Here is a 22669-nt window from a genome sequence, read left to right on the forward strand (position 1 = left end):
TACCTGGCCGGCGTGTTCGACGTCGACGGGGAGTTCGGCCGGGGCTATCTGCGCGTCGCGCGCGCCGGCCGGGCCAACATCAGCATGATCAGCGATGCGTTGCTGCGCCTCGACTTCCGGTTCGTGATCGAGGACATGGGCCTGCGCAGCGGCGTGCAGCGGATCCGGCTGACCGGCGGGTTACCCGAGTACCTGCGTTTCCTGCACACGGTCGACCCAGCGCGCACAGGCGAGGGCGGGCTCACCGGCATCGCGCTGCGGGCCGCCGCGCGGCTCGGCGTCGACGCGGTCGAGCCGCTGGGGCTGGAGATGCCGCTGTTCGACATCACCACCGGCACCGGCGACTTCATCGCCAACGGCGTGGTCAGCCACAACTGCTTCGCCCGCAACTCGCACACCTACCTCGACCTCGACTCCGGGCACGACTTCGACACCCAGGTCGTGGTCAAGGTCAACGCGGTCGAGGTGCTCGCCGCGCAGTTACGGTCGCCGCGCTGGACCCACGAGCACGTCGCCATGGGCACCAATACGGACCCGTACCAGCGGGCCGAGGGGAGGTATGCGCTGATGCCCGGCATCATCCGCGCGCTGGCCGACAGCGGCACGCCGTTCAACATCCTCACCAAGGGCACGGTGCTGTCCCGCGACCTGCCGCTGCTGTCCGCGGTCAGTGCGGATGTGCCGGTCGGGCTTGGTGTGTCGATCGCGCTCGTCGACCGGACCTTGCAGCACAGCCTCGAGCCGGGCACGGCGAGCCCGCAGGCGAGGTTGGAGCTGGTCCGCAAGATCACCGACGCCGGCCTGCCGTGCGGGGTGTTCGTCGCGCCGGTCCTGCCTGGTCTCACCGACTCGATCGAGCGGCTCGACGAGCTGCTCGCGGCCATCGCCGAGGCCGGGGCCACCGGGGTCACGGTCCTGCCGCTGCACCTGCGCCCGGGTGCTCGCGAGTGGTTCGCCAAATGGCTGGCCGACGAGCACCCGGAGCTCGTGCCGAGCTATCGGCAGATCTATGCCCGCGGCTCCAACGCCGATATCCGGTATCGGCGATGGCTCGGCCGGCGGGTGGGTCCGCTGTTACGCAGGCACGGCCTCGCGCCCAAGGAGGCGAAGGAGGCCCGCGCCGAGCCCACCTGGCCGGAGGGCAGCCTCGTGTCGATCCCGGAGCAGGCGGCGCCGGTTCAGCAGGAGCAGCTCGAGCTCCTCTGACCCCGAGGAGCGCGGACCATCGTCCCGGCTAGGTTCGGGAGCGCGGACCACCCGAACTCCTGGGCGGCGGAGGCGATCCGGCAGGTACGCCGGGACGGCCCGGACACGCCACCCCGCTGCGTTCGCTGCCGCTGCTCGACGGAGTGGAGCTCTACCTCAAGGACGAGTGGGCCCTCCCACTGGCAGCGTGAAGTACCGCCTGGTGCAGGCCATGTTCTGCCACGCCATCGCCAGCGGCGGCATCACCGCGGCACGCCGGTGGTCGCGGCGACGAGTGGAGCGGTGGCCGTCGCCGGGGCGCGCCTCGCGAGCCTGCTCGGCCTGTCGTTCGCTGCCGTCGTGCCGGCCAAGACGGGTGGTGCTGTGCTGGCGCGGATCGAGCGCGAGGGCGGACGGTGGCAGGCGGCGGTGCAGCCGCCGGCGGCTGGCGGAGCAGTCGCAGGCGGCGGTGCAGCAGGAGGCGGGCGGGCTGGCGCAGCGGTGGGGGGCGGGCACTTCCTCGACCACTTCGCCGAGGCCGAGCGGGCGGTGGCCGCGGCCGGTGTGCCGACGGTCGCCGACGAGATCTTCGGTCAGCTGAGCCATGAGCCGGAGTGGATCGTCGTCGGTGCCGGCACGGGTGCCATGTCGGCGGCGATCGGGCGGCACCTGCGCCGGCACGGCAGGCGGACGCGGTTGGCCGTGGTGGATCCGGAGAACTCCGCCTACTTCCCGGCGCGGGCGAGTGTCGCGGGCGACTACGGCACCGGCAAGCCGTCGCGGATCCCGGGCATCGGCCGGCCGCGGGTCGAGCCCGGCTTCCAGCCGGGGGTGGTCGACCTGGCGATGCCGGTGCCGGACGTGGCATCCGTCGCGGCGCTGTGGTGGCTCCGCGACGAGGCGGGGGTGTGGCGGGGATCGAGGCAGGACCGGCGACGGGCACCAACCTGTGGGGTGTGCCATCTCGTCGCCCGGATGCGAGAGGAGGGAGCGAAGGGCAGCATCGTCACGATCATCGGCGACGGCGCCGAGCCGTACCGGAACACCCACCACGACGCGGAGTGGGCGAGAGCGCGAGGACTTGACCCGACGCGGCACGCGGCGGTCATCGAACGCTTCGTCCGCACGGGGGAGTGGCGGCCGGCCTAGGTCGTGGGTCGGTCCCGGGGCCAGTCCCAGCGGACGCAGAACGTGCCCGGTCCGAAGTCGAGGGCCACGGCGTGTGCCTCGCCGGCCGCGTTGACCTCGACCTTGCGCCTGGTGGTGGTCTGCTCCTCGGGGTCCACGGTGTACAGCTCGCAGTAGGCCGGCAGGGCGCGCGGGTCGAACCGCAGCTCCAGCACGAACTCACGAACGGGGGTGGTGAACTTGCGGCAGTAGCTGTCGTCGCCACGGGAGAACGGCGGGCCCGGGTGGTTCAGCGCGTACTCGACGATCGACGTCTCGCCGCGGGCCAGCGGGGCCTCCAGCAGGATCTCCGCGGCAATGAGGCCTGCGGCCTCGTCCCGGGCGATGCGGCCGATGCGGCACGACTGCAGCGCGGTGATCTCCGGGAACGGCCGGCCGATCCGCTCGAGGTCGTAGACCATGACGGTGCGGTCGACGCCGTCGCGCTCGGCGCGTAGCACCTGCCGGACGGCGATCCGCTTCTCGCCGCGGTCGACGGCGACGTCCATCCGGTCGTGCTGGCTGAGCTTGGTCAGTGCCGTCTCGGTGGCGAAGTCGATCCGCTTGAGCAGCTTCGACACCGGCTCGCGCTCGTGCCACAGCGCCTCGATGGGCAGCCGGGACGACTCGCGCTGCACCCGGCCGCGCGGTCGCGGCGGCCCGAGCAACGCGATGAGCGAGCCCGGCGCCACGCCGAGCACCGACTCCAGGTGGCCCAGCGCCGCCAGCGACTCGGCCCGCTCCGGCCGCCGCCGGCCGGACTGCCAGTAGCTCAGCGCGGTCACGCTCACGGAAACGCCGCGGGCGCGGAGCCGGTACTGGATCCGGTCGAGGGACAGCCCACTGGCCTGAATGGCTGTACGCAACGCCGTGGGGAAGGCGTCTGCCGCAAGGCTGTCCGCCGGTTGGGGGGCCAGTGCGCGCCGAACATCGCCGCCAGTTGCTCGGTGTAGTTCCCGAACTGGTTCGCGGGTCGCGCCGCCACCCATCGTGGTCTCCCTGCGTTCGCCCCCAGCGATTCCTACCACCTGGTAACCAACACCCTACGGGTTGGCGTGATGGCTTGGTAGCCATGACGTTAAATCCGCGAGTGATCGAACTACTGCGTACGGTGATGGTAGCGCCGGAAACCTGCTGGACGGAACCGTGGCGCCGTTGGCTAGCCTCTTGTCGTTCCGTTGATTCTCGACAGGAGTGAGCACGCCGTGATCCGCACGCACGAGGCCGGGACGCTTCGCGCCGAACATGCCGGACAAACCGTCACGCTGAGCGGCTGGGTCGCTCGCCGGCGCGATCACGGTGGGGTCATCTTCGTCGATCTTCGCGACGCGTCCGGCGTCGCGCAGGTGGTGTTCCGCGAGGGTGAGATGGCCGAGCGCGCCCACCAGCTGCGCTCGGAGTACTGCATCAAGGTCGTCGGCGAGGTGTCGCGGCGACCGGAGGGCAACGAGAACCCCGAGATCGCCACCGGCGACGTCGAGGTGCTGGTCACCGAGCTGGACGTGCTGAGCGAGGCCGCCCCGCTGCCGTTCCAGCTCGACGAGCACCTCACGGTCGGCGAGGACGTCCGGCTGCGCCACCGCTACCTCGACCTGCGCCGCCCCGGCCCGGCGCGCGCCATCCGGATGCGCAGCAAGGCCAACCGGATCGCCCGCCGCGTCCTGGACGACCAGAACTTCGTCGAGGTCGAGACCCCGACGCTCACCCGCTCCACCCCCGAGGGCGCGCGCGACTTCCTGGTGCCCGCCCGGCTGCAGCCCGGCTCCTGGTACGCGCTGCCGCAGTCCCCGCAGCTGTTCAAGCAGCTGCTGATGGTCGGCGGCCTCGAGCGCTACTACCAGCTCGCCCGCTGCTACCGGGACGAGGACTTCCGCGCCGACCGCCAGCCCGAGTTCACCCAGCTCGACATCGAGATGAGCTTCGTCGAGCAGGACGACGTCATCGCCCTCGGCGAGCAGATCGTCGGCGCGCTGTGGCACGAGCTGGCCGATTACGAGATCCAGGGCCCGATCCCGCGCATCACCTACGCCGACGCCATGGCCCGCTATGGCACCGACAAGCCCGACCTCCGGTTCGACCTGGAGCTCACCGAGCTCACCGACTACTTCGCCGACACCCCGTTCCGCGTGTTCCAGGCGCCCTACGTCGGCTCGGTCGTCATGCCGGGTGGCGCCGGCCAGCCCCGCCGCCAGCTCGACGCGTGGCAGGAATGGGCCAAGCAGCGCGGCTCCAAGGGCCTGGCCTACGTGCTCGTCGGCGAGGACGGCACGCTCAGCGGCCCGGTTGCCAAGAACCTGTCCGACGCCGAGCGCGAGGGACTCGCCAAGGCCACCGGCGCGCAGCCCGGCGACTGCGTGTTCTTCGCGGCCGGCACGCCGTCGGACGCCCGCGCGCTGCTCGGCGCCGCCCGGCTGGAGATCGGCAAGCGGCTCAACCTGATCGACGAGTCCGCCTGGTCCTTCGTCTGGGTGGTCGACGCGCCGCTGTTCGAGGAGGCCGAGGCCGCTCGCAGCCACGGCGACGTCGCCGTGGGCGGCGGCCGGTGGACGGCCGTGCACCACGCGTTCACCTCGCCCAACCCGGACTGGATCGACCGCTTCGAGGAAGACCCGGGCAACGCGCTGGCCTACGCCTACGACATCGTCTGCAACGGCAACGAGATCGGCGGCGGGTCGATCCGTATCCACCAGGCCGACGTGCAGAAGCGCGTGTTCGGGGTCATGGGCATCTCCGCCGAGGACGCCGAGGAGAAGTTCGGGTTCCTGCTGGAAGCCTTCAAGTACGGCCCGCCCCCGCACGGCGGCATCGCGTTCGGCTGGGACCGCATCGTGATGCTCCTCGCCGACGAGCCGTCGATCCGCGAGGTCATCGCGTTCCCGAAGAGCGGCGGCGGGTTCGACCCGCTCACCGGGGCGCCCGCGCCGATCACCCCGGCGCAGCGCAAGGAGGCCGGCGTCGACGCGAAACCGGCCCCCACCAAGGCAGCTCAGTAGGTGCTGCATCTTCGGGTGATCTGCCCGGCGGAGATCACCGACGACGTCGTCGCGCTGCTCACCGAGCACCCGGGCGCCGCGCACCTCGTGCTGCTGCGCGGCGCCGCGATGTCTCCTCCCGGCGACGTGGTCGAGGCCGACGTCGCCCGGGAGGCGGCCGACCACATGATCGCGGCGCTGTGCGAGCGCGGCGTCGACCACTCCGGCGGCATCACGCTCGAGCAGATCGACACCGCGTTGTCGGACGCGGCGGACAAGGCCGAGGAGGACGCGCCCGGCGACGCCGCGGACGCTGTGGTGTGGGAGGAGTTGCTCGCCCGCACGGGGGAGGAGTCCCGGCTCAACGGCACGTTTCTCGCGTTTCTCGCGATCGCGTGCCTGCTCGCGGCGGTCGGCGTGATCACCGACTCGCCGGTGACGATCGTGGGCGCGATGGTCGTCGGGCCAGAGTTCGGCCCGCTCGCCGCGATCGCCGTCGGCCTGGTGCGCCGCCGGTGGGACCTGGTCCGTCGCGCGGCGGTGGTGCTCGCCGTGGGCTTCCCGGTGGCCATGGCGATCACCGCGCTCGGCACGTTCGCCGGCAACGCCGCCGGGCTGTTCGACACGGGTGCCCTGTACGGCGACCACCAGGTGGACTTCGTCTACAAGGTCGGGCCGTGGTCGCTGATCGTCGCGCTGCTCGCCGGCGCCGCCGGGATGCTGTCGATGACGTCGGCCAAGTCGGCGGCGCTGGTCGGCGTGTTCATCTCGGTCACCACCGTGCCCGCCGCGGGGTACGCGAGCGTCGCGGCAATCCTCGGGGAGTGGTCCCGGTTCGCCGAGTCGGTGGGCCAGCTCGCGATCAACCTGGTCGGCATAGTGTTGGCCGCGGTGGTGGTGCTGATGCTGCGCCGGGCGACCTGGACCACCGCCGACGCCGGTCGGCCGCTGTCGACGGGGTAACCGCCGGGTGACATTGCGCCTCTCGGCGCAATGTGCTCGACATGAACCTGTTTTCGTTATTTATCCCCGAAATCCTGGCTACTTGATCGATGGACACGACTACGGTCGGTGGTACGAGCGGGAGTAGGATCTGAGGAGATGAGTGTGGAAACCGCCGCCGACCCGCCGACACTTGGCGGCGAAGCGGATCCCGAGGTGTTGGCGACCGTGGTCGCGGCGGAGTCCGTGCTCAGCCGGCGGTTCGGCGCCAAGATCAAGCTTTCCGACCCGCACAACCTCGGCGGCAGCGAACGGTCAGTGGTCCTGCGGGTCAGGGTCGCGACGAGCCCGTTCTCGCTGCCGCGCACGCTCGTGCTGAAGCGGTACCTCGAGCCGCTCGACCAGCACTGCGACAGCTTCGTCCGCGAGGCGGCGAGCTACCAGCTGTTCACCGCGCTCGCGTCCGAGGACCGGATGTGTCCCGAGCTCTTCGCGCATGGTGCGGACAGCCGGCTGGTGGTGCTCGAGGACCTCGGTGGCGCGCCGACGCTGGCCGACAAGCTGCTCGGCAACGACGCGCGGGGCGCCGAGAGGGCGCTGTTGTCCTGGTCGCGCTCGCTCGGCAGGCTGCACGCCACCACCGCGGGCCGCGAGGCCGACTTCGACGCGCTGGAGCGACGCCTCACGGTGCCCGACTTCAAAGACCCGCTGGCCGTCGACGGCGCCGCGGCACTGGCCGAGCTGCCCGCGCTGCTGGAGGCCGAGCTGGGCCTGCCCACTCCGGCGGAGGCCATGGAGCACGCCGGGCACAGCCGCCGGATGCTGGAAACCGGCCGGCACCGGGCGTTCAGCCCGTCCGACTCGTGCCCGGACAACAACCTCATCACCAGCAGAGGTGTGCGGTTCCTCGACTTCGAGGGCGGCTGCGTGCGCAACGCGATCTTCGACGCGGCGTACCTGCGGGTGCCGTTCCCCTCGTGCTGGTGCCCGTTCGCGCTGCCGGCCGGGATGACCGACGCGATGCTCGCCGGCTGGCGTGCCGAGGTGAAGGCCGTGTGGCCGGACCTCGACGACGACTCGGTCCTGCTGCCGCGGCTGCTCGACGCGCAGCTGTTCTGGGTGTGGCTCACCACCTGGCAGTTCTTCACCCGCCCCGAGGCGGCGCAGTCGCACTCGACGAACCTGGCCGACACGCCGCCGGACACGCTGGTGCTCACCGACCGGTGGCGCCGGCTGGCCGAGGCCGCGGAGGCGGCCGGGTCGAACGGCTCGTCGGGGCTCAACGGTGTCGCGGCGGTCGCCGAGCACGCGGTGAAGGTCAGCGAAGCGCTGCGCGCCCGGTTCGGGCACGAGGAGCCGCTGCCGCTCTACCCCGCGTTCCGCTGAGTCGCAAAACTGTCGGTGGCCGCGTCTAGCTGCTGTACATGGGATTTCGCGAGCGTCACCTGCGGCCGGCCGGGGTGGTCACGGCCTCGGGCTGGCAGGTCAGGCAGCACCGGGTGAAGGTGGGCGAGGCGCCGATCGAGGCGCCCGTACTTGCCGCGGCCGAGCAGTTCCTGCCCACGCTGCTGCCGTCCTCGGCGGCCACCGACGACACGCCCGAGTGGCGTTCTCCGTGCTGCACAAGGGCAAGGGCCCGTCGGCGCGCCGTGATCAGCTCGTGCTCGCGGCCCGTTGCTTGAACGTCGGCAGCACTTCGGCGTCGGAAGGGGTGTTGCGTACGTAGAAGTCCAGGAACTCGGCCAGCTCGGGGAACTCGCAGTCGGCCTCGATCGCGGCGGCCGCGGCTTCGCGATCGAGTTCGGTGGTGCGCAGCTGCGCCGTGCCGCCGGCCAGCAGCGCCCACTGCGCGCCCGTGGTGCCGTAGGGCATGCCGACGCTGCCGGCGTTCACGATCGTGCGCCGGTCGACGAGGCGGGCGAACGGCATGTGGGTGTGGCCGCACACCACGGTGCGGACCGTGTCCGGTACGTCGGCCAGCACCTCGGCCCAGCGCGCGAGGTCGCTGTCGACGAACACGAACTCCTCGTCGTCACGCGGGGTGGCGTGGCAGAACAGCACCTCGCCCAGCCCGCGCACGTCGAGGGTGAGCGTGGCGGGCAGCCGGTCCAGCAGCTCGACCTGGTCCGGGCGCAGCTGCCCGGCCGACCACGGTCCGATGGGGAACGCCGGGTCCGCCCCGGGGTGGCGGGCGAAGCGCACCATCTCGCGCTCGCAGTTGCCCTTCACCCAGTGCACCCGGTCGCCGAGGCCCACCAGGTGGTCGAGCGTGCGCGCGGGCTGCGGGCCGAAGGCGATGTCGCCGGTCAGCACGACGGCGTCCGCGTCGCGCACGTCGGGCTCGGCGAGCACGGCCTCGAGGAGAGGGAGCACGCCGTGGATGTCGGAGAGGACCGCGACCGTGTCGACCATGTGGCCAGCGTGCTTGCTGCTCGTGCCCGCACGCCAGGGGTTTCGCGCAGGGCGGACGACTGCGTGATCTGCGACAGGCGATCACCAGACGTAGCGTGAGGTGATGGCGAACGAGGAGGTTGGGACACTCAACGCGCTGGCAGACTTGGTGACGCCAATGGCGATCCGGGTCGCGGCGACCTTGCGCATCGGCGACCGGCTGGACCAGCCGCGCACGGCGGCGGAGCTCGCCGATCCGGCCGGCGCCGACCCGGCCGCGCTCGACCGGTTGCTGCGGCACCTGGTGACGGCCGGGCTCCTGAGCCAGGACGACGCCGGCCGATACGCGCTCACCGATCGGGGCCGTTTGCTGTGCGACGGCCATCCGGCGGGCCTGCGTGCCGAGTGGGACATCGAGGGTCCCGCCGGTCGCGGCGACCTGTCGTTGGTCCAGCTGCTGCACAGCGTGCGCACCGGCGAGCCGGCGTTCCCGGCCCAGTACGGCCTGCCGTACTGGACGGACCTGGCCGCCGACCCGGCGCGCGCCGCGGCGTTCGACGACGCGCGGGGTGCGGCGGTGGCGGTCGAGGCGCCGAGCATCGTGGCGGCCTACGACTGGGGTGCGCTGGGCGACGTGGTCGACGTCGGCGGCGGCAACGGCGCGTTGCTCATCGCGCTGCTGAACGAGTACCCGGCGCTGCGCGGCACCGTGCTCGACCTGCCCGGCGCGGCGGAGACGGCACGCAAGCTCATCGACGCGGCGGGCCTGTCCGACCGCGCCGACGCGATGGCCGGCGACTTCTTCGAGCCGCTGCCACCCGGCGCCGAGGGCTACCTGCTGTCCGCGGTGATCCACAACTGGGACGACGAGCACGCCCGCCGCATCCTGCGCCGCTGCGCGGAAGCGGCGGGCGCGGACGGCGCGGTGTTCGTCATCGAGCGGGTCGCGGAGGGCACCTCCACGGCGGCGGACCTCCGCAACCTGGCCTGGTTCGGTGGCCACGTCCGGGACATCGCGGGCCTCACCGCGCTCGCGGACGGCGCCGGCCTGGCCGTGGCGGCCGTCCATACTCGGGGGAGATCGCGGTGCTGGAGCTGGCGGTCAGGTGACCGTGAACCGGACCGCGTCCGGAGCGAGGGCACGCAGGCCGCGGACAGTCTCGTCGAGGGTCTCGGACTTGTGCTTCGCCGAGATCGCGAGCGGCGAGCCGAACGCGCCGGCCAGCCGGCGCATGCGGCGGTCCGGCACGCCCGCCAGCTCGCCGTCGAGCGTCGCCTTGGCCGGCTCGGTCACCAGGATCGTCAGGTAGCGGGCCGTGGCGCTACGCCGGCCGTGCCAGGTGCGTAGCGCCACCGTGGTGATCTCGGCCCACTCCAGGCGTACCGACGCCGGCCGCAGGAACCCGCCGACCCGCACCCACACGTGGTCGACATCCGCGGCGAGCGCGGGGCCCAGCGCGATCTCCGAGCGCAGGATCAGCAGCTCCAGCACCACCCCGAGCGCGCACAGCAACCCGACGGCCGCCCACACGCCGAGCACCGTGCCGGTGGCGGCCACGCCGAACCCGGCGGCCACCGCCGTCAGCGCGAACACCGCGATCGTCGGCCACTGCTCGCGCACCGCCGCCCCCCGGCTCGGCCGCACCACCAGCTTGACGTCGTCGGGAATGCGGGTCGCTCGCTGCACACCCGCAGGGTAGCTCCGCGGATATCCTGCGGGTGATCACCGAACCCGGGGGAGGACCCAGCGTGTACTCGCGTTACGTCGCACTCGGCGACAGCCAGACCGAAGGCATCGGTGACGGCGACGAGGTCCGCGGCTACCGCGGCTGGGCCGACCGCCTCGCCGGCACGCTCGCCGAGCTCGATCCCGGCCTCCGTTACGCGAACCTCGCGGTGCGTGGCAAGCTCGCCGCCGAGGTGCACGCCGAGCAGCTCGCGCCCGCCCTCGCCCTCGAGCCGGACCTCGCCACCGTGATGGCAGGCCTCAACGACCTGCTCCGCCCCAAGTTCGACGTCGCCGAGATCACCGGCCACCTCGAGGCGATGTTCGCCGCGCTCACCCAGGCCGGCGCCACGGTCGCCACCGTCACCTACCCGAACATCGCCAAGATCGCCCCGCTGGCCCGCCCGCTGCTGCCCAGGGTCATCGCGTTCAACGCCGCCATCCGCGCCGCCGCCGCGCGCCACGACGTCCGCGTGGTGGAGACCTTCACGATCGACGTCACCACCGACGCCCGCATGTGGTCGGCCGACCGCCTGCACGCGAGCCCCCTCGGCCACACGCTGATCGCCGCCTCGATGGCCCACGTCCTGGACCTCCCCGGCAGCGACGACTCGTGGACCCGCCCGCTCCCGGTCCTGCCCCGCCCGAGCCTGCTGCGTGCGAGCACCACCGAGCTGCGCTGGATCGCGAGCTTCGCCGGCCCCTGGGTGGGCCGCCGGCTCCGCGGCGTCTCCTCGGGCACCGGCCGCACGGCCAAGCGTCCCGACCTGGGCCCGGTCGCCCGCTAGCTCCGCTCCGTCCCGCCGCGGCTCAGCAGGAGCTCGCGGGCCTCCGCATGGCCGCCGTGGCCCGCCCAGTTCGCCGGGGTGCCGCCGTACAGCTCGTCGACGACCGTCGGGTCCGCGCCGCCGTTCAGCAGCGCCTCGATGACCTCCAGATGCCCGCCCTCCGCCGCATGGTGCAGCGCGGTCGTGCCGACCCCGTGCCGCGGGCCGCCGAACGTGCCGGCCGCCGACGGGGATGCGCCCAGCGCCAGCAGGTGCCGGACCGCCCGCACCCGGCCCTGGGCGGCCGCCCACGTCAGCGGCGTCCCCTGGTACACGTTCGCGTCGAGCGACGCGCCCAGCCGGTGCAGCGCCGTGATCGCCTCCACCGCGTCCGCCCGGGCCGCCCAGCTCATCGCCTCGTCGCGGATCTCCGTCACCGACGACGACGGCCGCCACGCGGGGAAACCGCCGTGCGGGCGGTAGAACCCCCTCCCGGCGCCCGCGGACGGCGACGACCACAGCTCCTCGACCAGCGCCACGTCGTTCAAGCCGGCCGCGGTCCGCAGGTTCCGAGGTACTACGCCATAAGCGGCCAGAGCCACGGCGACCTCCCGGTTGCCCCAGAACAACGCCACCGCCAGCGGGGTGCCGCCGTCGCCGCGGGCCGAGCCGTCGACCGGCGCGCCGGCCGCGAGCAGCACGCGCGCCATGTGCGGCAGGTTCGAGTACCCCGCCTGGTGCAGCGCCGTCCACCCGTGCGCGTTCCCGTGCGCCACGTCTGCGCCGCGCCGCAGCAACGCCGACACCAGCCGCTCGTCACACGTCGCCGACGCCAGGCCCAGCAGGTCGTTGCCGTTCGTGCCGATCGCGGTGACCAGCTCCGGGAACCGGTCCAGCAGCTCGTCCAGCCCGTCCAGGTCCTGGCGCCGCAGCGCCTGGAACGCCCGCGCGAACGGCTCGGCCGCCAGGTCCCGCACGTGCCGGCTCAGCGCCGGCCACGACGTCAACCCGTGGTTGCGCGCGACCACCAGCCGCGCGCCGGCCTCGGTCAGCGGCGCCGACCAGCGGGCGAACGTGGCCACCGCGTCCGGCGTCGCGTCCTGGGCCGACGCCAGCAGCCCGCCGGCCCGGTCGGCGTAGTAGGACGGCTCGGCCTCGAACGCGTGCTGCAACGACGCCCCGGCGGTGGCCACCCGGTCGACGTAGGCACGCAGGCGCGGCCAGCTGGGGAACCCGTACCGGCGCGCGATCAGCAGCTGGGCCTCGGCGAGCTTGAGCGAGCGCGCGCGGCGCAGGTCCTTGGCCTGCTTGCGCAGCTGTTCCAGGCTCACGGCGGCGGGTAGCGACATGGCAACCTCCATACCCGTAACGCCCGAGGTCCGCTGGCACCGGGCGGGGCAGAAGGTGCGGGCACAGGAAGATCGAGCCGGGGTGGGCTCGGCCCTGTCCGCGGACGGGACGCGGCCCCGGACCGCGCGAGCCGATGGTAATCCCTGTCGGTGGGGGCGGGTAGCGTCCAACCCGTGGACGATGGGCTCGACCTGCAGCTGTTCGACGGCCCGCCCAAGGAGCAGCACCCGGGCGGCAGCGCGCGGATCGCCGCCAACGCACCGCTCGCCGTGCGCATGCGGCCCGCCATGCTCGACGAGGTGCTCGGGCAGGACCACCTGCTCGGCCCGGGCGCGCCGCTGCGCCGCCTGGTCGAGGGCGCCGCGCCGGCCTCGCTGCTGCTCTACGGCCCGCCCGGCACCGGCAAGACCACGCTCGCCATGCTCGTCTCCAGCGCCATCGGCCGCCGGTTCGTCGCGTTGTCCGCGCTGTCCGCCGGTGTGAAGGAGGTCCGCGCGGTCATCGAGGAGGCCCGCCGCAGGCTCACCCACTCCGGCGAGTCCACCGTCCTGTTCATCGACGAGGTGCACCGCTTCTCCCGCACCCAGCAGGACGCCCTGCTCGGCGCCGTCGAGGACCGGATCGTCCTGCTCGTCGCGGCCACCACGGAGAACCCGTTCTTCTCCGTCGTCTCCCCGCTGCTGTCGCGCTCGCTCGTCCTGCAGCTCCGCTCGCTGGAGGACGACGACGTGCGGACGCTGGTCCGCCGCGCCCTCACCGACGAGCGCGGCCTCGACGACACGGTCACGCTCGAACAGGAGGCCGAGGACCACATCGTGCGCCTCGCCGCCGGCGACGCCCGGCGCGCGCTCACCGCGCTCGAGGCCGCCGCCGACTCCGCGCTCGCCACCAGCAACGGCGTCATCGACCTGCCCACCGTCGAGTCCACGGTCGACAAGGCCGCGGTCCGCTACGACCGCCAGGGCGACCAGCACTACGACGTCATCAGCGCGTTCATCAAGTCCATCCGCGGCTCCGACGTCGACGCCGCGCTGCACTACCTCGCCCGCATGATCGAGGCCGGCGAGGACCCGCGGTTCATCGCCCGCCGCCTGGTCATCCACGCCAGCGAGGACGTCGGCATGGCCGACCCCACCGCGCTCCAGACCGCCACCGCCGCGGCCCAGGCCGTCCAGCTCATCGGCCTGCCCGAGTGTGCGCTCAACCTCGCGCACGCCACCGTCCACCTGGCCACCGCGCCCAAGTCCAACGCGGTCACCACGGCCATCGCCAAGGCCATGCAGGACGTCCGCGAGGGCGCCGCCGGCACGGTCCCCGCCCACCTGCGCGACGGCCACTACGCGGGCGCCAAGAAGCTCGGCAACGCCACCGGCTACCGCTACCCGCACAACGTCCCGGAGGGCGTGCTCGAGCAGCAGTACCCGCCCGACGAGCTCGTCGGCACCGACTACTACCAACCGACCCAGCGCGGGGCGGAGCGCGCGCTCGCCGAGCGCGTACCCAAGCTCCGCCGCGCCATCAGGGGAGACAAGTGAAGATCGGTTACTGGCACGCGCTCGTCGTCGAGTCGCCGGACAGCGGCATCCACCCCGTCGAGCTCGGCCGCGAGCTGGAGGAGCGCGGTGCCGAGGGGTTGTTCCTCGGCGAGCACACCAACCTCCCCGTGCACGACGACACGCCGATGCCGAACGCCGAGCAGTCCCACACCCACCCGCGCATGGCCGACCCGCTCACCACGCTCGCGATGATCGCCGGTGCCACCGAGCGGCTGACCCTCGGCACGTCGGTGCTCCTGGCCGCGCAGCACGAGCCGATCGCCACCGCCAAGGCTGTCGCCACCCTCGACGCGTTCTCCGGCGGCCGGGTCGTGCTCGGCGTCGGCCCCGGTTGGCACCCGGGCGAGCTGCGCTCCCACGGCATCGACCCGAAGAAGAAGGTCGCCGTGCTGCGCGAGCACCTGCTGGCCATGCGCGAGATCTGGGCCAAGGACGAGGCCGAGTTCCACGGCGAGCACGTCGACTTCGACCCGCTCTACTCCTGGCCCAAGCCGGTCAGCGGCCCCGTCGTCCTCGCGGGCGGCGGGCTCGAGCCGGCCTGGCGCAAGATCACCGAGTACGCCGACGGCTGGCTGCCGATCTACCCCGGCGACACCGAGCCGCTCGTCGCCGGCATCGCCGAGCTGCGCGGGCGCGCCGCCGAGCTCGGCCGCGAGCTTCCGGTCACCGTCATGAACGCGCCCGCCGACGTGGCCGCCCTCGCGGTGCTCGCCGACGCGGGGGTCGACCGGGTCCTGCTGGAGCTGCCGCGGGCGGACCGGGACGCCACCATGCGCACCCTCGACGGCCACGCCGACCTGGTCGCCCGCACCTGGTGATCCGAACAGGCCGGGGTCGTGGCCGCGCGGTAACCTGACGCGCGATTCCCGGACGTTCACAAACCTACTTCGGCATCAGGGAGGGCTCGTGTCAGCAGGGCAGCTCGCCGCACTGATCGCGGCCGGCGCGTTCGTACTGCTCGTGCTGCTGCTGGCGATCCCGTTGATCAAGCTCGGGCGCACGCTCGACGAGGCCACGATCGCGATCCGTAAGGCGCACACCAACACCGACCCGCTGTTCGACGAGGCCAACACCGCGCTCACGCACGTCAACACCCAGCTCGAGCGGGTCGACGGCATCACCGCGAACACGCAGGCCGTCACCGGCAACGTCTCCGCGCTCACCTCGGTGTTCACCGCCACGCTCGGCGGCCCGCTGGTCAAGGCAGCCGCGTTCTCCTACGGCGTCAACAAGGCCCTCAAGGCCCGACGCAAGGCCAAGGAGGTCGCCGACGGCAAGCACGCGCGGCGCGGCAAGCGCAAGGGGGCCAAGCGGTGAGCGAGCTTGCGAGTGAGCCAATGTCGCAGGGCGACCGCGAGCGGCTTCACCGAGCCTGTGAGGGGGAGTCGTGAAACGGCTTTTCTGGCTTGGGGTGGGTGTCGCCACCGGCGTAGCCTTGTCCAGGAAGGCCAAGGAAACAGCACGTCAGGCCACCCCCGCCGGCATCGCGGGCAACCTGGGTGAGGCGATGCGCGAGCTGGCCGGCGCCATCGGCTCGTTCGGTGCCGACGTCCGGGCGGGCATGGTCGAACGCGAAGAGGAGTTGTCCGAAGTGGTGGAGCAGCGATCGGGCGTCAGTCCCGTGGCTCGCCACGCGCTGGGTGTCCGCGACGACCGGCCCGCGCGGCGTGGTCCCGCCGACGCGCGAGCTCGCCGGGCGGGCAGCTGACCCGCGCCCGCGCGGCGCGCGGCTGTCCGCCGTGACCGGACTCCCGTCGGCTCCACACCTTCCTAGGACACACCGTGCAGACACACGAGATCAGCAAGCGATTCCTCGATCATTTCAACAACGCCGGGCACACGCTCGTGCCCAGCGCCTCGCTCATCCTCGACGACCCGAACCTGCTGTTCGTCAACGCGGGGATGGTGCAGTTCAAGCCGTACTTCCTCGGTGAGGAGCCGCCGCCGTACCCGCGTGCCACCAGCGTGCAGAAATGCGTGCGCACCGGCGACATCGACGAGGTCGGCCGCACCACGCGGCACAACACGTTCTTCCAGATGGCCGGCAACTTCTCCTTCGGTGACTACTTCAAGGAAGGTGCGATCGAGCACGCCTGGAAGCTGATCACCAACAGCCAGGCCGAGGGCGGCTACGGCTTCGACCCCGACCGCATCTGGGTCACCGTCTACAAGACCGACGACGAGGCCATCGAGCTGTGGCGCAAGATCTCCGGCCTGCCCGACGAGCGCATCCAGCGCCGCGGCGGCAAGGACAACTACTGGGACATGGGCGTGCCCGGTCCCGGCGGTCCCTGCTCGGAGATCTACTACGACCGCGGTGAGGCGTTCGGCCGGCCGGGTGGCCCGATCGCCGACGAGGACCGCTACCTCGAGATCTGGAACCTCGTCTTCATGCAGGACGAGCGCGGCGAGCTCTCGCCCAAGGACGACTACCCGCCGATCGGCGTGCTGCCGGCCAAGAACATCGACACCGGCATGGGCATCGAGCGGGTCGCGTTCCTGCTCCAGGACGTCCACAACGTCTACGAGACCGACCTCGTCCACCCGGTGATCACCAAGGCGGAGGAGATGTCCGGCCGCCGCTACGGCGCCAACCCGATCGACGACGTGCGGTTCCGGGTCATCGCCGACCACGCGCGCAGCGGGGTCATGCTCATCGGCGACGGCGTCACCCCGGGCAACGAGGCCCGCGGCTACGTGCTGCGCCGGCTGCTGCGCCGGATCGTCCGCTCGGTGCGCCTGCTCGGCGTCAACGAGCCGGTGCTCGGCGAGTTCGCGGGGGTCGTGCGGGACACCATGGGCCCGGCCTACCCCGAGCTGGTCACCCAGTTCGACCGCATCGAGTCCGTGGTGCGCAACGAGGAGGACACCTTCCTCACCACGCTCACCAGCGGCTCGCGGATCTTCGACCTCGCGGCCACGGAGACCAAGCGGTCGGGTGCCTCGGTCCTCGCCGGTGACAAGGCGTTCCAGCTGCACGACACCTACGGCTTCCCGATCGACCTCACCCTCGAGATGGCCTCCGAGCAGGGGCTCACCGTCGACGAGGACGGCTTCCGCCGGCTGATGTCCGAGCAGCGGCAGCGGTCCAAGGAGGACGCGGCCCAGCGCAAGGTCGGGCACGGCGACGGCGGGGCGTACCGGTCGATCCTGGACAAGCACGGCGTCACCGACTTCCTCGGCTACCGCGACCTCACGGCGGAGGCCACGGTCGTCGGGCTCATCGCCAACGGCGAGCCGGCCGCCGCGGCGGGTGCGGGCGCCGAGGTCGAGGTCGTGCTCAACCGCACCCCGTTCTACGCCGAGGGCGGCGGCCAGCTCGCCGACACCGGCCGGATCGTCGGCGACGGCTTCGAGGTCGCGGTGCACGACGTGCAGTCGCCGGTCGCCGGCCTCAACGTCCACCGCGGCAAGGTGGTCCGCGGCGAGATCACCCTCGACGCCACGGTCAGCGCCGAGGTCGACCCGAGCCGGCGGCGCGCGGTGTCCCGCTCGCACTCGGCCACCCACCTGGTGCATGCGGGCGTGCGGCGGGCGCTGGGCACCCAGGCCGCGCAGGCGGGCTCGCTCAACGCGCCGGGCCGGCTGCGGTTCGACTTCACCTCGCCCGCGGGCGCGGTGCCGGCCAGCGTGCTCGCGGACGTCGAGGACGAGGTCAACGACGTGCTGCTCAACGACTACGACGTGCGTGCCGAGGTCACCACGCTCGACGAGGCGCGCAAGTCCGGGGCCATCGCGTTCTTCGGTGAGAAGTACGGCGAGAAGGTCCGCGTCATCACCATCGGCGACTACTCCAAGGAGCTGTGCGGCGGCACGCACGTGCACCGCTCCGGCGAGATCGGCGTGGTCAAGCTGCTGTCCGAGGCGTCCATCGGCGCCGGCGTGCGCCGGGTCGAGGCGCTGGTCGGGCTCGACGCATTCCGGTTCCTGGCCCGCGAGCACGTGCTGGTCGGTCAGCTCGCCGAGCAGTTCAAGGTGCCCGCCGAGGAGCTGCCGGAGCGCATCGGGCAGACCGTCGAGCGGCTGCGCACGGCGGAGAAGGAGCTCGAGAAGCTGCGTGGCGCGCAGCTGCTGTCGTCCGCGGGCACGCTCGCCGACCAGGCCGAGGACGTGCACGGCACCGCGCTCGTCGCGGTCGCCACGCCGGACGGCATCGGCGGCAACGATCTGCGCTCGCTGGCGGCGGAGGTGCGCAACCGGCTCGGCGCGCGGCCGGGCGTGGTGGCGCTGTTCTCGGCGGACGGCGAGAAGGTCAGTTTCGTGGTGGCGACCACGTCCGCGGCCCGGGACCGGGGGCTCGCCGCGGGCAAGCTGGTGCCCGCGTTCGCGCCGGCCATCGGCGGTCGCGGCGGTGGCAAGCCCGACCTCGCGCAGGGCGGCGGTGGCAACGCGGCCGGCGTGCCCGAGGCGGTGGCCGCGCTGCGCCGAACGCTGGCGGAGGGCACTGCGTGACCGAGCCGGACCGGCCGGGTCTCGACGATCCGGGCCCCGGCCGCCGGCTGGGGGTGGATGTCGGATCTGTACGGGTCGGGGTCGCGCTGAGTGATCCCGGTCCCGTCCTCGCCACGCCACTCGTTACGCTGTCCCGCGACGAGCGCTCGGGCACCGATCTCGATCGGCTGGCCGAGCTCGTCGCGGAGCACGAGGTGGTCGAAGTGGTGATCGGTTTACCGAGGACGCTCGCGGCCCGCCACGGCAAGGCGGCGGCCGGTGCCGTCGCGTACGCCAGGCAGTTGGCGAGGCGAGTCCGCCCGGTGCCGGTTCGGTTGGCCGACGAGCGGCTCACCACGGTGAGCGCCACCAGGATGCTCAGCGACCGCGGGGTTCGCGGCAAGCGGCAGCGGGCGGTGGTCGACCAGGCGGCGGCCGTCGAGATCTTGCAGGCCTGGCTGGACGGGCGGGCTCGGCACTCGCCTCCGGAGGCGCGGCAACCATGACCCACGAAGAGCTCGACCTGTTCTCCGACGCCCGCACCGAACGCAGGCAGCCGGTACGCAAGCCCCGCAAGCGCAAACGCCGCACGGTGCTGTGGGTCAGCATGGTGGTCGTGCTCGGGGTCATCGCCGCCGGCGGGTACTACGGCCTGCGGCAGATCATGGACATCGGCAGCTACGACGACTACTCGGGCAACGGCGAGACCCAGGTCGTCGTCGAGGTCAAGGCCGGCCAGTCCACCGGTGACATCGCCGCCACGCTCGCCGACGCGCAGGTCGTGGCGAGCTCACGGGCGTTCGTCGCCGCGGCGGAGTCCGACGCGCGGGTGCGCGCGGTACAGCCCGGCTACTACGTGATGAAGACCAAGTCGTCCGGCAAGGCGGCGGTCACCCAGATCGTGGCCGAGGGCGCCAAGGTGGGGAACCTGCAGATCACCGCCGGCACGCAGCTGCACGACATCAAGAACGGCAACAAGGTCACGCCCGGCATCGTGGCGGAGCTGGCCCAGGCGTCGTGCGCCAAGCTGAACGGCAAGAGCACGTGCGTGAAGCCCGCGCAGCTGTGGGACGCCATGAAGAAGGCCGACCTCGCCAAGCTCGGCGTGCCGGACTGGGCGGTGTCGTACGCGAAGAAGGCCCAGCCGGAGCGCAGGCTCGAGGGGCTGGTCATGCCCGGCGTGTACGACGTGCGGCCCGGCGCCACCGCGGACGAGCTGTGGAAGCAGCTGGTGGGCGAGTCGGCGACGGAGATGCAGGCCGCCGGCATGCCGACCATCGCGAAACCCACCGGCTTCACGCCGTACCAGGTGCTGACCATGGCGTCGCTGATCGAGCGCGAGGCCATCGAGAAGGACTTCGGCAAGGTGTCCCGGGTGACCTACAACCGGCTGGCGCAGCGGATGCAGCTGCAGTACGACTCGACGGTGAACTACGTGCTGGACCGGCCGACGATCCGCACGAACGGCTCGGACCGCGACAAGGCCGGCGCGTACAACACCTACCAGAACACCGGCCTGCCGCCGACGCCGATCTCGGCGCCGAGCCCGGCGGCGTTCAAGGCGGCGGCGGAGCCGACGCCGGGGCCGTGGCTGTACTTCGTGCGCTGTCAGACCGACGGCACGTCGTGCTTCGCGGAGACCGACGCGCAGCACCAGCAGAACGTGAACGATGCCCAGGCGCGCGGTGCCTACTGAGGCGTCCCGGCGCGCGGCGGTTCTCGGCTCACCCGTCGCGCACTCGTTGTCGCCCGTGCTGCACGGTGCCGCCTACCGCGCGCTCGGGCTGAGCTGGACGTACGACCGGGTGGAGGTCACCGCCGCCGCGCTGCCCGCGTTCGTGTCCTCTTTGGACTCGTCGTGGGCGGGGCTGTCGGTGACGATGCCCGGCAAGCAGGCCGCGCTGGCTGTCGCCGACTCGGCCACCCCGCGGGCGGTGGCCGTCGGGGCCGCGAACACGTTGGTACGGCGGGGTTCCGGCTGGCACGCGGACTGCACTGATGTCGACGGGGTCGTCGGGGCGTTGCGGGCGGCCGGGTTCGCCGGGTCCGGGTACGGGGTCGTGCTCGGCGCGGGCGGGACCGCGTGCGCCGCGCTCGCGGGCCTGCTCGACCTCGGCATCTCGCGTGCGTACGTGGTCGCCCGGGAGCCGGCCCGGGCCGGTCTCGCCGTCGAGTGCGCGGCGAAGCTGGGCTTGCCGGTGGAGGTGGTTCGCTGGTCCTCGGCGTCGTTCGAGACGCTGGCCGCCGACGCGGCGCTGCTGGTCAGCACCGTTCCGGCCGGTGTCGTCCCGCCGCAGGCGCTCGCCATGGCGCCGTGCGTGCTGGACGTGATCTACCACCCGTGGCCGACCCCGCTGGCCGAGGCGGTGCGGTCCTGTGGCGGAGTGCTGGTGACGGGCCTGGACATGCTGCTGCACCAGGCGTTCGGACAGGTGGAGCAGTTCACCGGCCGCCCGGCCCCGCGCGAGGCGATGCGCGCCGCGCTGCGCGAGGCGACCGGGGGGATCCTGCCGCTGCCGCTCTAGGGTGGTGGGCATGGACGAGCAGCACCTGCGGGCCGTCACGATCGGCGACCTCACGCCGTACGCGACGAAGGTCGTGGTCGAGGCCTACGACCCGCGGTGGCCGGCGTGGTTCGAGGAGGACCGCGCGCTCATCGCGGGTGCGTTGGGGGAGCGGGCGCTGTCGATCGAGCACACGGGCTCGACGTCCGTGCCGGGCCTGCCCGCGAAGCCGATCATCGACATCTCGCTGCTGGTCGAGGACACCGCCGACGAGCCTTCCTACGTTCCGGATCTCGAGGCGGCGGGATATGTCCTGCGCATCCGCGAGCCCGAGTGGCTGGAGCACCGCTGCCTGAAGCGCGATGACCCGCACCGGGTGAACCTGCACGTGTACTCGCCGCGTCATGCCGCCGAGGAGATCGCCCGGATCCGCGCGTTCCGCGACTGGCTCCGCACCCACGACGACGACCGGGACCGTTATGCGGCGATGAAGCGCGAACTGGCGACGCGGGAGTGGCGGTACGTGCAGGACTACGCGGACGCGAAGACGTCGATCATCGAGGAGATCCTGGGCAAGGCGCTGGCCTGATCTGCCTGCCGCCCAAGCCAACCCGTGCGAATGGGCCGTTCGCACGGGTTCGTCCTTGCAGAGTCCTCCGCGCCGGGCCACCGTGGAGACATGCCCCTCTACTTCGCCTTCGCCGCAGCCGGCGCGCTCTCCGGTCTGGCCGGCCGCCGGCTCCTGTCCCGCCTGCGCCGGGGCGCTACCGTCCACAGTGGAGTGTTGGCGGCCGCCCTGGCCCTCCTGTGGGCGGTCGCGGCCTGGAGGGTCTCAAGTGGACAGTTACCGCGCTGGTGGCTCCCGGTCCCGCTCACCATCACGTGGTTCGCCGTCCTCCTCGCGGCGACTGACCTCAAGCACCACCGCCTACCCGACAGTCTGACCCTGCCCGCCTACCCGGCGCTCGCCGCGGCCACCGTCCTGGCCGCGTCCGTGGGCGGCGGCTGGTCGCTACCCGTGAGCGCGACGTTGGGCGCGTTGGCCTTCGGCGCCTTGCACGCGCTGATCCACCTGGCGAGCCCGGCGTCCCTGGGCGCGGGCGACGTCAAGCTGTCCGGCAGCCTCGGTGCCGCCCTGGGCCCGATCGGCTGGCCGGCCCTGGTGCTGGCGGCGGGCCTGGCAGCGTTGCTGACGCTCGCCGTGGGCCTGCTGTCCCGCCGCCGCGCCATCCCCCACGGCCCAGGCCTGCTGGCAGCGACATGCCTGCTAACCCTCTTCCCCGGCACGACGGTGACCCCACCATGACCCCCCAGACTCCGACCCCGCCCGCCGAGTTGCCTCGCCCCACCACGCCGATGGCCACCCTCCGCACCTCCACGTCCCTCGCCCCCAACGGCGAGTTGCTCACCCCAATCCGCCTCACCCGCACCGTCACGACCTCACCCGTGCCACCAGTCGCTTCGCCCCGCCGCCAATGGCCTCACACGCCGCCGATCGCCTCACTCGTGCCACCAGTCGCCTCACCCGGTGCGAACGAGTCGCCGAACTCGCCTCCAGCCGCCGCACCCTCCGACGAGTCGCTTCACTCATGTCGCCCGGCGCCTCGCTCCTGCCTCCGGTGGCCCCACGCTGCAATCGGTCGCTCGCTCGTGCGGCCTGTCGCTTCACCCTGCAACC

20 protein-coding genes and 2 pseudogenes are annotated in these 22669 nt (G+C 72.5%); 17 read left to right on the forward strand and 5 right to left on the reverse strand.

Features of this window, described 5'->3' with window-relative positions; all coding sequences use genetic code 11:
- Positions 1-1206 (forward strand): annotated as a pseudogene (locus VGD70_RS15405) (radical SAM protein); the annotation flags it as partial.
- 258 nt (positions 1207-1464) lie between these two features.
- Entirely contained in the window at positions 1465-2334 is an 870-nt protein-coding gene (locus VGD70_RS15410; protein ID WP_331082136.1) for a pyridoxal-phosphate dependent enzyme, read from the forward strand.
- Here VGD70_RS15410 and VGD70_RS15415 read toward each other — a convergent pair.
- On the reverse strand, positions 2331-3218 hold the full coding sequence (locus VGD70_RS15415; RefSeq protein ID WP_331082137.1) for a hypothetical protein: 888 nt from the start codon (positions 3216-3218) through the stop codon (positions 2331-2333). The two genes, VGD70_RS15410 and VGD70_RS15415, sit on opposite strands and share 4 nt — an antisense overlap.
- Before the next feature lie 339 nt (positions 3219-3557).
- Between VGD70_RS15415 and aspS the strand changes: the two genes are divergently transcribed.
- The 3 genes from aspS (at position 3558) to VGD70_RS15430 (ending at position 7652) form a co-directional block, all read left to right on the forward strand.
- On the forward strand, positions 3558-5345 hold the full coding sequence (gene aspS / locus VGD70_RS15420) for an aspartate--tRNA ligase (RefSeq protein WP_331082138.1): 1788 nt from the start codon (positions 3558-3560) through the stop codon (positions 5343-5345).
- Positions 5346-6287, forward strand: a complete 942-nt coding sequence (locus VGD70_RS15425; RefSeq protein WP_331082139.1) for a DUF389 domain-containing protein — start codon at positions 5346-5348, stop codon at positions 6285-6287.
- Positions 6288-6425: 138 nt separating this feature from the next.
- Entirely contained in the window at positions 6426-7652 is a 1227-nt protein-coding gene (locus VGD70_RS15430) for a hypothetical protein (RefSeq protein WP_331082140.1), read from the forward strand.
- A gap of 55 nt (positions 7653-7707) precedes the next feature.
- Here the strand turns inward: VGD70_RS15430 and VGD70_RS15435 are convergent, their stop codons facing one another.
- Together VGD70_RS15435 and VGD70_RS15440 are read right to left on the reverse strand one after the other, a co-directional pair.
- Complete coding sequence (locus tag VGD70_RS15435; protein WP_331082141.1) at positions 7708-7863, reverse strand: hypothetical protein; 156 nt, start codon at positions 7861-7863, stop codon at positions 7708-7710.
- A 56-nt stretch (positions 7864-7919) separates the two neighbouring features.
- Positions 7920-8678, reverse strand: a complete 759-nt coding sequence (locus VGD70_RS15440) for a metallophosphoesterase family protein (RefSeq protein ID WP_331082142.1) — start codon at positions 8676-8678, stop codon at positions 7920-7922.
- A gap of 103 nt (positions 8679-8781) precedes the next feature.
- Between VGD70_RS15440 and VGD70_RS15445 the strand changes: the two are divergent.
- Positions 8782-9693: pseudogene (locus tag VGD70_RS15445) on the forward strand (methyltransferase); the annotation flags it as partial.
- 66 nt (positions 9694-9759) lie between these two features.
- Here the strand turns inward: VGD70_RS15445 and VGD70_RS37045 are convergent.
- A complete protein-coding gene (locus tag VGD70_RS37045) occupies positions 9760-10344 on the reverse strand; it encodes a hypothetical protein (RefSeq protein WP_422653099.1) in 585 nt (194 codons plus the stop codon).
- A 62-nt stretch (positions 10345-10406) separates the two neighbouring features.
- Here VGD70_RS37045 and VGD70_RS15450 point away from each other — a divergent pair, with 62 nt between their 5' ends.
- A complete protein-coding gene (locus tag VGD70_RS15450) occupies positions 10407-11171 on the forward strand; it encodes an SGNH/GDSL hydrolase family protein (RefSeq protein WP_331082144.1) in 765 nt (254 codons plus the stop codon).
- Here the strand turns inward: VGD70_RS15450 and VGD70_RS15455 are convergent.
- Positions 11168-12499 carry an ankyrin repeat domain-containing protein gene (locus tag VGD70_RS15455; protein WP_331082145.1) on the reverse strand — a complete coding sequence of 444 codons (1332 nt, stop codon included), beginning with the start codon at positions 12497-12499 and terminating at the stop codon, positions 11168-11170. The two genes, VGD70_RS15450 and VGD70_RS15455, sit on opposite strands and share 4 nt — an antisense overlap.
- A gap of 198 nt (positions 12500-12697) precedes the next feature.
- Between VGD70_RS15455 and VGD70_RS15460 the strand changes: the two genes are divergently transcribed.
- From VGD70_RS15460 to VGD70_RS15505, 10 genes are all read left to right on the forward strand, one after another.
- Positions 12698-14035, forward strand: a complete 1338-nt coding sequence (locus tag VGD70_RS15460) for a replication-associated recombination protein A (RefSeq protein WP_331082155.1) — start codon at positions 12698-12700, stop codon at positions 14033-14035.
- Positions 14032-14874, forward strand: coding sequence for a TIGR03619 family F420-dependent LLM class oxidoreductase (locus VGD70_RS15465; protein WP_331082146.1), 843 nt, complete (start codon positions 14032-14034; stop codon positions 14872-14874). The genes VGD70_RS15460 and VGD70_RS15465 overlap by 4 nt, the downstream gene beginning before the upstream one ends.
- Positions 14875-14962: 88 nt before the next feature.
- The gene (locus VGD70_RS15470) at positions 14963-15373 is read left to right on the forward strand and encodes a DUF948 domain-containing protein (RefSeq protein ID WP_331082147.1); all 411 of its coding nucleotides are present in this window, start codon (positions 14963-14965) and stop codon (positions 15371-15373) included.
- A 70-nt stretch (positions 15374-15443) separates the two neighbouring features.
- Positions 15444-15764 carry a hypothetical protein gene (locus VGD70_RS15475; RefSeq protein ID WP_331082148.1) on the forward strand — a complete coding sequence of 107 codons (321 nt, stop codon included), beginning with the start codon at positions 15444-15446 and terminating at the stop codon, positions 15762-15764.
- Between the two features lie 74 nt (positions 15765-15838).
- Complete coding sequence (gene alaS / locus VGD70_RS15480) at positions 15839-18508, forward strand: alanine--tRNA ligase (protein ID WP_331082149.1); 2670 nt, start codon at positions 15839-15841, stop codon at positions 18506-18508.
- Complete coding sequence (ruvX, locus tag VGD70_RS15485; RefSeq protein WP_331082150.1) at positions 18505-18993, forward strand: Holliday junction resolvase RuvX; 489 nt, start codon at positions 18505-18507, stop codon at positions 18991-18993. Before alaS ends, ruvX begins: the two co-directional genes overlap by 4 nt.
- Positions 18990-20183: an endolytic transglycosylase MltG gene (gene mltG, locus VGD70_RS15490; RefSeq protein WP_331082151.1), complete on the forward strand. Its 1194-nt coding sequence runs from the start codon at positions 18990-18992 to the stop codon at positions 20181-20183. Before ruvX ends, mltG begins: the two co-directional genes overlap by 4 nt.
- Positions 20158-21012: a shikimate dehydrogenase gene (locus VGD70_RS15495; RefSeq protein ID WP_331082152.1), complete on the forward strand. Its 855-nt coding sequence runs from the start codon at positions 20158-20160 to the stop codon at positions 21010-21012. The genes mltG and VGD70_RS15495 overlap by 26 nt, the downstream gene beginning before the upstream one ends.
- 10 nt (positions 21013-21022) lie before the next feature.
- Positions 21023-21580 carry a GrpB family protein gene (locus VGD70_RS15500; protein ID WP_331082153.1) on the forward strand — a complete coding sequence of 186 codons (558 nt, stop codon included), beginning with the start codon at positions 21023-21025 and terminating at the stop codon, positions 21578-21580.
- 90 nt (positions 21581-21670) lie between these two features.
- Positions 21671-22297 (forward strand): A24 family peptidase, encoded by a 627-nt coding sequence (locus VGD70_RS15505; RefSeq protein ID WP_331082154.1) that lies wholly within the window; start codon positions 21671-21673, stop codon positions 22295-22297.
- Positions 22298-22669: the final 372 nt, after the last annotated feature.

Origin of the sequence: Actinophytocola sp. (genome assembly GCF_036402745.1) — a bacterium.
GTDB lineage: Bacteria > Actinomycetota > Actinomycetes > Mycobacteriales > Pseudonocardiaceae > Actinophytocola.